Here is a 9,544-nt window from a genome sequence, read left to right as displayed (position 1 = left end):
AGAATCACATTATTTGGTACTTTACATTGATGCTACTTTTGTACATACACGAAGAGACAAATCAGTTAGTAAAGAAGGTTATTACACGATTTTGGAGATCAAAGAAGACGGATCAAGAGAAGTTCTGAGTATTGTCAATCATCCAACAGAAGGTCCACCCTCGATCCAGCGAATGATTTATACAACGAACTGGATCGAGCGCTTGAACAGGGATTACAAAAGGGTTTTAAAAATGCGTGGAGCGATGCCTAGTCCAGAATCAATACTTTTTTTAATGGGTTCTGTTGCGATGGAAAAAGAATATAAATCTTACAGTTATCCAGTAACAGCGTTTCGAGAAATAGAGGAACTTAAAAAAAAGCAAATAATAGAAGTAGCGGTTTGATTTAGAAATATGGATAACTTTTTTACGCTTCGCTTAAAGTTACCCACATTTCTAAACCAAATCAACAACAACGACAACATTTTTTTTACACACTCTTTAAGACACTACCTTTTTGTACTCTAAACTCATTGAAAAGAGTGAACTAGTCGCCAGTTTATCTCGTCCCAAAATACGTTCATTTTGATTATTGCTCACGTTACGCACCTGTGGAAAGAATTTTGTCCTGGTAGAAAGATGGAACACACCAGATGAAAACTTTGACGATGATTTGAAAAATGGATTTTAAACCTTTAAATATACATTGTCTGGAAAACCTGGATGATACAACCAACTTGCTTTCAAGTTAAAACAACACCTGATTTCCTCAAACGTCGGAAGTGATTAATAAACGGAACCACACGAATTGCAGTTAAATGATTTCTATATAGACCAGGACAATAGCAGTTCTTTTAAAAGTATTCTGCATCGTTGTTTTTTTCGTGTAAATAGATTGTTATTTATCCGTAAGGAACTATGTGAAGTAGATTGTGGTAAAATTGAAAGGGTATAAAACGGCTGATCCACCTAAATAAATTACCATTGATTTCGATAGAAACTTACTCTGAAATTCGTCGCATAATGCTGAACCTTTAGAAATACTATTTCAAAATTGATTGTAGGTAGATAAAAAGATTCCGCATTTCAAAATACAGACTGCTTATTTTTCGGAGAGGTAAACCTTCGTGAAAAACATTCGGTTAAATATGATTTTCAATAATATTATTTGATTTGAAAATCGATAAAATATCATTTTTGCTTTTTTTAATAAAATTTCCACAGTATTAAACTTTCATAAAGTCATTATAATTAGCCTGAATAATTACTAACTTTGATTAATACATTTTTTGTATGTTCAATCCAAATTCCATATCGGCTAACGCAAAAACATTTTTCTCCGAAATAGGAGATATGACTTTATTTGCGGGACGCTTTTTCAGGGAAGTTTTCAAGCCACCGTTTGAGTTTAAGGAGCTTATTCGGCAATGTTATAATATGGGAAACCGTTCCTTATTATTGGTGGGAGTTACGGGTTTTATTTTGGGACTGGTATTTACATTACAATCGCGGCCGACTTTGATACAGTTTGGCGCGCAATCCTGGATGCCGGATATGGTCAGTATTTCGATCGTTCGTGAGATCGGCCCAGTAATTATCGCCCTTATCTGTGCCGGCAGAATCGGATCGGGAATTGGGGCCGAACTCGGTTCTATGAGAGTTACTGAGCAGATCGACGCTATGGAAGTTTCCGGCACCAATCCTTTTAAATATTTAGTCGTTACGCGGATCGTAGCCACCACGTTAATGCTGCCGCTTTTAGTCATTATGGGAGATGCTGTTTCGCTGCTGGGTTCGGCTATTATTGAAAATATGAAAGGAGATGTCTCTTATATGCTCTATTTCAACAAAGTTTTCAGTGCACTTAGTTTTAGCGATATTATTCCGGCAACGATAAAAACTTATTTTTTTGGGTTTGCTATTGGTCTGGTAGGTTGTTATAAAGGATACAACTGCTCCAATGGTACTGTAGGAGTAGGAGATGCATCTAATTCTGCTGTGGTGTATACATCGATGCTTTTGTTTATCATTGATTTTATTGCTGTATTTGTAACCGATATTTTTTTTGATGTGTAAATGAATACCGTAAAAAACATAAAAGTCGTCCTGGAGATGAAAAACCTCCATAAAAGTTTTGGTGACAATCATGTGCTTAATGGTTTCAACCTGAAACTCTATGAAGGAGAAAACTTAGTGGTCATGGGTAAATCGGGTGCGGGTAAATCGGTAATGATTAAATGTCTTGTGGGTTTGATGCAGCCCGATAGCGGGAGTATCACTATTAATGATCACGATATTACTGCAGTGGGACATGACGAACTGGATATGTTGCGTACCGAGATCGGTTTTCTTTTTCAGGGAAGCGCACTGTATGATTCGATGACCGTTCGCGAAAATCTTGAATTTCCCCTGCGGCATCATAAAGATAAAATTAAAAATTTTCAGGGAACCGAATTTTTGGTTAGAGAAGCTTTGTCTAATGTCGGTTTGGAAAATGCCATCGATTTGATGCCTTCCGAACTTTCAGGTGGCATGCAGCGCAGGGTGGCATTGGCGCGGGCATTAATTCTGAAACCGAAAATTATTATGTATGATGAACCCACAACAGGTTTGGATCCAATCACAGCAAAGGAAATTATCCAACTGATGCGGACGATCCAGGACAAATACCGTACTTCGTCGCTCATCATCACTCATGATGTAGATTGTGCAAGGGTAATCGCGAACCGAATGATTTTGCTGATCGATGGCATTAATTATATTGAAGGAACTTTTGCGGAACTTTCTGCTTCTAAAGACGAAAAAGTGCGGGCATTCTTTAAAAACTAAAATGATGGAAAAATCTGGAGAGAAAGTAAAAGTCGGTATTTTTGTAGTGGTCGGAACCGTACTTCTTATTGCTGCCCTTTATTTCATTGGCCAGCAACAGCAGATGTTTAGTAAAACCATTAAGCTTTATGCTGTTTTCACGAACGTAAATGGATTGCAGTCGGGAAATTATGTACGCTATTCCGGTGTGAATGTAGGCACAGTCAGCGATATTGAAATGATGAAAGGAGGAAGAATATCAGTTCAAATGTCGGTGGATGCAAAAGCAGGCCGCTTCATTAGGAAAGATGCAGTTGCTTCAGTTGCTTCCGATGGTTTGGTTGGCAGCATGGTGGTGAACATCGTTCCTGGAGAAAATCCGAACGCAAGGCGGGTAGTGTCCGGAGATACAATTCATGTGCGCTTCAGGATTGCGACTGATGAGATGCTTGCCACCCTGAGTAAAACCAACAAAAACGCCGCGTTGCTGACCCAGGATTTATTAAAAATTACCCATAAAATTCTCGAAGGCAAAGGGACAATGGGAATCATGCTGAGTGATACATTGATGGCAAAAAACATCCGCAAGTCCGTGGCTCAGATCGAAAAATCGACTGCGGGTACTTCTGCTGCGATTGCCAAAATAAATACCATTATTTCTAAAGTAAATTATGACCAAAGTGCTGCTGCAGTGCTGCTGAGTGATAAAGAATCGGCTGAACAAATTAAAACAGTATTTGCCAATCTTGAGCAATCAAGTAATCATATCAATGATATGACGGAAAATCTGGATGATTACATCAGGGAAATGAAATCCGGAAAAGGTGCACTCAATTATATTACCGGGGATCAGGATTTACCAAAAAATATAGATTCAACGATGGTTAATATCAAGAAAGCCACCGAAAAACTGAACGATAATTTGGAAGCCCTAAAACACAATTTCCTTTTCCGTGGCTATTTTAGAAAGCAGGCAGAACAGAAAAAAAAGGACAGTATCAAACGCAGTAAATTAAAATAATTTTTAATGTTGATTAGTTCCTTAGCAATAGAAAAGTAATTTCATTTTATTTTAAAACCTGCTCAAAATTCCCCAGTGGATTTTGGTGTCGCCGAATTTTATAGGATTTCCAAATTCACTCCCATTGGAGATTTGAAAACTCATTAAACCAATTGGCAGAATAAAATTAAAACCTAATCCCAAACTGTACAATTTCGGTTTTAGTCCTAAGTTTTTATTGTGCAGTTCGCCGTACTGGCCGAAGACATCGAAGAACGCCTGATTTCCGACCAGGTAGCGATATTCGGCAGTTCCGAAATAATAGAAGTCAGCGTACAGCGAATTTTCATTAAATCCCCGGAAAGAATTCCAACCTCCGAACCGCAATAATTCGTTGACCGCAAAATCGTTTTTGGAATTCAGAAGCGCAGTTTCTCCTCTTAAATTTAAATAATTATTCCCGGAAATATGGAAGTTTCTTTCTCCCGAAAAGAAATAATTGGTTTGGCTGGCGTTGATATTTTCGGCCGTATAACTGGTCGCGATATAATCAGCTTCGGCACGGAGACGGGTTTTGAAGAGAAATAATTCAACATCGGATGGTTGGGAATAATCGTACCACATTCCAATTCCTTTTTTATCGTAATCTCTTCCCTGAACGTACAGAGAATCTAGAACGGTGGATGTTTCAAAGGTTCCCCGCAATCCGATTTTCTGATTATTCCGCAAATGCAGATAGAAAGCCGGCGTTAATTTTACGTTCGCATAAGTAGAATCCTGACGGAAAATATTGACTTTAAAATTCCCACCAATATTTGATTTAAACAAATAAGGACTATCACTTTGCAAATCGAAAGTCTGGCCTTTGTCCGGATTTCTTTGCCAGAAAATATTTACCGTTTCGAAACCATTAAACATATTTCTAAAGTTCAGATTAAGACTTCCGTTGAAAGTAAATTTCTCCGTTTTATCGTTTCCAAAACCGATAACGCCGTCGAACGAGTTGGATTTTTTCTTTTGCAGAAAAAGAAAAACCTGAGTAGAATCTTTGGTAAATAAAGTTTGCGGTGGTTTTTCCAATAATAGAAAAGGATGATTTTGCAGCGACTGTGCCAAGTTGGCTAACGTTTGTTCCTGATAGCTTTTCCCCTGATATTCCTTTTCTAAATTCTTCACAAAACGGTGCGGAACCTTCTCATAACCTTTCAAAACAATGCCGTCAATTTTCCTTTGTTCGCCTTTAGCGACAGAAATCTCAATTTGTGCAATTTCCTCTTTCAGCCCTTTAAATTCAGATTTTACGCGGTTAAAAACAAATCCCTGATTTCTATATTTTTCGCTGATTTCCTTTTTTAAAGAATCTAAATTCTTGGTGAAAAACTCCGGTTTATATTTAAAGCTCTTTACAATTTCACCGGAAAGTTTGACCTGTGTTTCATTGTAGTTTTTTCCTTTATTAAAGTAGATTTGTGTTGAATTACCTTCTCTTTTTACTTTTTTTATTTCGGTAAAATAGTAATGGTTTTGGGTTAAAGAATCCAGGAATTTCACCGCAGAAGCAGAATCTTTTGCCATCGTCTTTTTTTTCGTCTGTACGTCGATTAACCAATATTCTTTTGTCTGCGCTTTAAGAAAAACACAGGAAAAAAGGAAAAAAAAGTGAAATAGGGTTTTCAATAAAATTGTTTCTTTGTTTGAACTCAATTTGTGGGCGTTTATTATATGTTCAGCAATATTTTTTTATCTTTATCAAATTAACTGTTTTCAATGAAATGGCGCTTAACTTTGCGCATTTCAGTACTTTTATTTATGAAAAAAATTGGTTTATTTTTCGGGAGTTTTAATCCCATTCACATTGGTCATTTGATTTTGGCAAATTATATTGTTGAAAATACGGATATGGATGAGCTTTGGTTTGTGGTCAGTCCGCAAAATCCGTTTAAAGATAAAAAATCTTTACTGAAAGATCATAACCGTTTGGATATGGTGCAGCTTGCCGTGAAGAATTATCCGAAAATGCGGGCTTCCAATGTTGAGTTTTCTTTGCCCATTCCGAGTTATACGATCGATACTTTGACTTATCTGCACGAGAAATATCCGGATTATTCCTTCTCCTTAATTATGGGCGAAGATAATTTAAACGGTCTTTCAAAATGGAAAAACGCAGAAACTTTAATTAAAAACCATCAGATCATCGTTTATCCAAGAGTTTTTGAGGAGTCGAAAGAAGCGCACGAATATCTACAACACGAAAATGTTTCTTTAATTAAAGCGCCTATTATCGAACTTTCTGCCACTGAAATCCGCAAGATGATTAAAGACGGAAAGAATGTGAGGCCGATGCTGCCGCCTGAAGTTTTTGAGTATCTGGACGGAAGTAATTTTTATAAATAGGAAATTTTAAATCACAATAGTTTTATGATTATTAAAGTCCGTGAAAATATTTCTTAAAGTTCACAAAAAGCAATATTGAAAAACATCAGTTTCATCTTATCAATATTATAATTCTTAAATTTGCTGCTTCACTTTAACTAAAGTTTTTTAACAAAGATTTCTATGCATTTTATCGAGAATTTTTTTGCAAAATATAGCCATGAGCAAATTGTTAAATGGTTTAAACAGATTTGCGTTGCCGAAGCCATTTCCTGCTTTCTACTTTATTGCGTTGCCATGGTTTGGAAACGGTATGATCAGGAAGGTTTGTGGCCGACGGTTTTTATAATCATCATCGGAAACATCCACGGATTATTTTTTACATTGTATTTATTGCTTTTAATTCCTGCCAGAAAAATCTATACCTGGGACGATGAAGATACCGTATTTGCTTTACTGTCGGCGTTTTTCCCTTTCGCTACGATTTGGGTTGATAAAAAACTGGCAAGGCTTGACAGGGAATAAACTGATTAGCAGCACATTATTTAAAAGAGCATAAATTTCTGCTCTTTTTTTGTTTTTTAGGGTAATGTTTTGGTCTGTTTGGTTGTCTTCTATTTGTAGCTTCTAAAAAAGTAAAAATTTTTATTACTGATTATCAGCTATTTAGTTGTTTTAATTAAGTTTGTTCACTACTTTGTATTGCATGATACTAAATAAATGACATATCTTTGCATTGTAATACTACTAAAAAAACTATAACTGAATAAAAGAAGGAAGCAAAAAACCAATAACCCAAACTAATAACCTGCTCTAAACTAATAACACCGCTTCCTTTTTTTTCTTTTTTTAAAATTAAACGCCATGAAAAAACTTTTGATCACCGTCTCACTACTTACCGGATTTGTTGCTTTAGCACAGGGAACTCAAAAAAATGATTCTGCAAAAGTGCAGGAAATCAAAGAAGTCGTAATGACCAAAAAAGTGTTCAAAAAAGAAAGCGACCGTTTTGTATATGATGTTGCGGCTTCGCCAGTTGCTAAAGGAAATACTGCTTTCGGACTGTTAAAAGAAACTCCTTTGGTGTCTTCTACCGACGATAAAACTTTAAAAATTGCCGGAAAATCCAACGCCGTCATTTACATCAACGGAAGAGTTACGCAGATGGATGCAGAATCTTTGGTTCAGTTCTTAAAAAACACGCCGGCAGAAAATATCCAAAAAATCGAAGTGATTACCATGCCCGGAAGTGAATATAAAGTGGAATCTTCCGACGGAATCATCAATATTGTTTTGAAAAAGAAGGCCAGCAACGGTCTGAACGGAAGTTTGAGAATGAATAATCAGCAAAATTATTACAATTCTACAGGTGCCGGTTTAAGCCTGAACTACAGAAAAGACAAGTTGGGAATCAGCACCAACATCAACACCAGTGAAAATATAGAGGAGCAATATTATATTTTAAAAAACGGAAACAGCACCGCGACCAACCAGTCTGAAGGAAGAATTACAGATCCGAATAAAAATTTAGGAGGTTACCTGAATATTGATTATCAGTTGAATGACAAGAACAGTTTGGCATTAACGTATAATTCACGGGCGAACAGAAGTTATAATTCCACCGTCAATCTTTTTAATACCACGACCGATTCCGTTAAAAATGAAACCGATTATACCTGGACGAGAAGTAAAGAAGACGCGCGTTCTTATAACAATTCCGCGAATTTAAATTACGAGTTGAAGACCGATTCTCTGGGAAGTAAACTGAATCTGAATGTTGCAGGTTTACTGTACAAACGATTTCAAAATTCGAATAATTTCACCATCGCTTCTGATCAAAATGGAAATGATGGCAAAAGCCTTCTGAGAATTTATCAGGAACAGCCGCAAGTCATTCATAATTTTTCGGCAACCGCAGATTATGTTCAGAAGTTTAAAAAAGATTTAACTGTTTCTTTCGGTGGAAACTTCAACAAAACAAAAACTGATAATGACACGAAATATGATACTTACAACTATATTACGGATCTTGTAGATCCACAACCCAACCATTTTCTCTATGATGAGAATATTTTTGGCGGTTATCTTACGGTTGAAAAAGTATTTTCCCCAAAATTCTCCGGTAAATTGGGCGCCCGGTATGAACTGACCAACAGCGAAGGCCACTCTGATAATGCGCAGGATGAAAACCTCAGAAATATCAAAAGAGATTATGACAAGCTGCTGCCATATCTGAGTATGAATTATGCAATTAATGACAAGAATACTATTTCCTACGCCTTTTCCAGCAGAATGAGAAGACCAAGTTTTTGGGAACTCAATCCGGTGCGGAATATTTTAACTGAATTTAATTATACCCAAAACAATCCTTTTGTAAAAGCATCTTCGGTCTATAATCAGGAATTGACTTATATGTATAAAAGTTCTTATTTTCTGATATTAAGTCACAGTTTAACCAAAGATCAGATCACACAAGTTCCTTTGCAAGGCGTGATCGACGGGAAAAATCAGCTGAGATACATCCGGACGAATTTCGGCGACAAACAGCAGTTGACTGCGATGCTTGGAATGCAGAAAACTTTCTTTAAAGGCTATTTGACATCCAATTTTAATATCGGTCTGCAAAGGAATATGAACAACGGAAGTTTGAATCAGGATCCCCTGACTGGCGATATTTTTCCAACCTACGAAAATCATATAGCGTCGAACAGTTTATTGATCCAAACCAATAATAATATCCGTCTCGACAAAAACAAGACCTGGTTTTTAGGCGTGAATTATTTCTATGTTGACCGACAGCAGATCGAATTGGGCCAACTTCACAATTTGATGAGTTTAGATTTGAATATTAAAAAAATCTGGGATCAATGGACTTTCTCGCTTGGCTTTAATGATGTTTTAAATACGCACAAAATAGTTATTGAAGATTACCAGCAAAACGGGAATTACAATTATGTCAATCAGAATCAATACAGAAGAGGCGTTGAACTGACCATCGTGTATAACTTCGGAAACCAAAAGGTGAAAAAAGTACGGACCATTGACAGCGCAGATAAAGATATTAAGAACAGAACGAGATAATTTAAATTTTTCATACTTCCTATTAAATTGTAAAAAAAATCCACGACGTTATGTTGTGGATTTTTGATGTTTAAAAAGGGTTGGGATTTTAATCCGGTTGGAAAGTTTTCTTGCGGCAGTAAAAATCAAGTGGTGTTACAAAAAGTATCATAGCCTTCAACCACGGAAACTCTTCCGACATTGAACCCTACCAAAACTAGTCACAAATCGGATTTTTAATTCAACACTGCAAACAAAAAGCCACTCAATAAAGTGGCTTCTTTTTTATAATAAACTGCAGTTTGGTTCGCTTATAAATAATT

At 36.4% G+C, this 9,544-nt stretch carries 8 protein-coding genes; 7 read left to right on the top strand and 1 reads right to left on the bottom strand.

Going from position 1 to position 9,544, the window contains the following annotated elements; all coding sequences use genetic code 11:
* The 4 genes from QF004_RS07720 to QF004_RS07705 all read left to right on the top strand — a co-directional run.
* Positions 1–385, top strand: a 385-nt coding sequence (locus QF004_RS07720) for a transposase (RefSeq protein ID WP_307424642.1), incomplete at its 5' end; no start/stop codon positions are given.
* Positions 386–1,273: 888 nt separating this feature from the next.
* On the top strand, positions 1,274–2,056 hold the full coding sequence (locus tag QF004_RS07715) for an ABC transporter permease (RefSeq protein ID WP_307424639.1): 783 nt from the start codon (positions 1,274–1,276) through the stop codon (positions 2,054–2,056).
* Positions 2,057–2,092: 36 nt separating this feature from the next.
* Positions 2,093–2,809 carry an ABC transporter ATP-binding protein gene (locus tag QF004_RS07710; protein ID WP_307424636.1) on the top strand — a complete coding sequence of 239 codons (717 nt, stop codon included), beginning with the start codon at positions 2,093–2,095 and terminating at the stop codon, positions 2,807–2,809.
* Position 2,810: 1 nt separating this feature from the next.
* Positions 2,811–3,809: an MlaD family protein gene (locus tag QF004_RS07705; RefSeq protein ID WP_133438913.1), complete on the top strand. Its 999-nt coding sequence runs from the start codon at positions 2,811–2,813 to the stop codon at positions 3,807–3,809.
* Positions 3,810–3,860: 51 nt separating this feature from the next.
* Here the strand turns inward: QF004_RS07705 and QF004_RS07700 are convergent, their stop codons facing one another.
* On the bottom strand, positions 3,861–5,363 hold the full coding sequence (locus QF004_RS07700) for a hypothetical protein (protein ID WP_307424633.1): 1,503 nt from the start codon (positions 5,361–5,363) through the stop codon (positions 3,861–3,863).
* A gap of 234 nt (positions 5,364–5,597) precedes the next feature.
* On the opposite strand from QF004_RS07700, the gene nadD reads away from it, so the two are divergent.
* The 3 genes from nadD to QF004_RS07685 all read left to right on the top strand — a co-directional run bounded on the left by nadD (position 5,598) and on the right by QF004_RS07685 (position 9,242).
* Positions 5,598–6,182 carry a nicotinate (nicotinamide) nucleotide adenylyltransferase gene (gene nadD, locus QF004_RS07695; RefSeq protein ID WP_133441039.1) on the top strand — a complete coding sequence of 195 codons (585 nt, stop codon included), beginning with the start codon at positions 5,598–5,600 and terminating at the stop codon, positions 6,180–6,182.
* 162 nt (positions 6,183–6,344) lie between these two features.
* Positions 6,345–6,686 (top strand): DUF3817 domain-containing protein, encoded by a 342-nt coding sequence (locus QF004_RS07690; RefSeq protein ID WP_133438911.1) that lies wholly within the window; start codon positions 6,345–6,347, stop codon positions 6,684–6,686.
* A gap of 339 nt (positions 6,687–7,025) precedes the next feature.
* Positions 7,026–9,242: a TonB-dependent receptor domain-containing protein gene (locus QF004_RS07685; RefSeq protein WP_307424629.1), complete on the top strand. Its 2,217-nt coding sequence runs from the start codon at positions 7,026–7,028 to the stop codon at positions 9,240–9,242.
* Positions 9,243–9,544 lie beyond the last annotated feature (302 nt).

The sequence above is a fragment of the Chryseobacterium sp. MDT2-18 genome (assembly GCF_030815285.1).
Lineage (GTDB): Bacteria > Bacteroidota > Bacteroidia > Flavobacteriales > Weeksellaceae > Kaistella > Kaistella salivictor.
The sequence above is the reverse complement of the archived record's forward strand: the minus strand, read 5'-3'. Positions and strand labels throughout refer to the sequence as shown.

Coding starts and splice junctions, on each gene's coding strand:
- nadD (WP_133441039.1), top strand. CDS start 5,598: ATGAAAAAAATTGGTTTATTTTTCGGGAGTTTTAATCCCATTCACATT.
- QF004_RS07700 (WP_307424633.1), bottom strand. CDS start 5,363: ATGGCAAAAGATTCTGCTTCTGCGGTGAAATTCCTGGATTCTTTAACC.
- QF004_RS07705 (WP_133438913.1), top strand. CDS start 2,811: ATGATGGAAAAATCTGGAGAGAAAGTAAAAGTCGGTATTTTTGTAGTG.
- QF004_RS07690 (WP_133438911.1), top strand. CDS start 6,345: ATGCATTTTATCGAGAATTTTTTTGCAAAATATAGCCATGAGCAAATT.
- QF004_RS07710 (WP_307424636.1), top strand. CDS start 2,093: ATGAAAAACCTCCATAAAAGTTTTGGTGACAATCATGTGCTTAATGGT.
- QF004_RS07715 (WP_307424639.1), top strand. CDS start 1,274: ATGTTCAATCCAAATTCCATATCGGCTAACGCAAAAACATTTTTCTCC.
- QF004_RS07685 (WP_307424629.1), top strand. CDS start 7,026: ATGAAAAAACTTTTGATCACCGTCTCACTACTTACCGGATTTGTTGCT.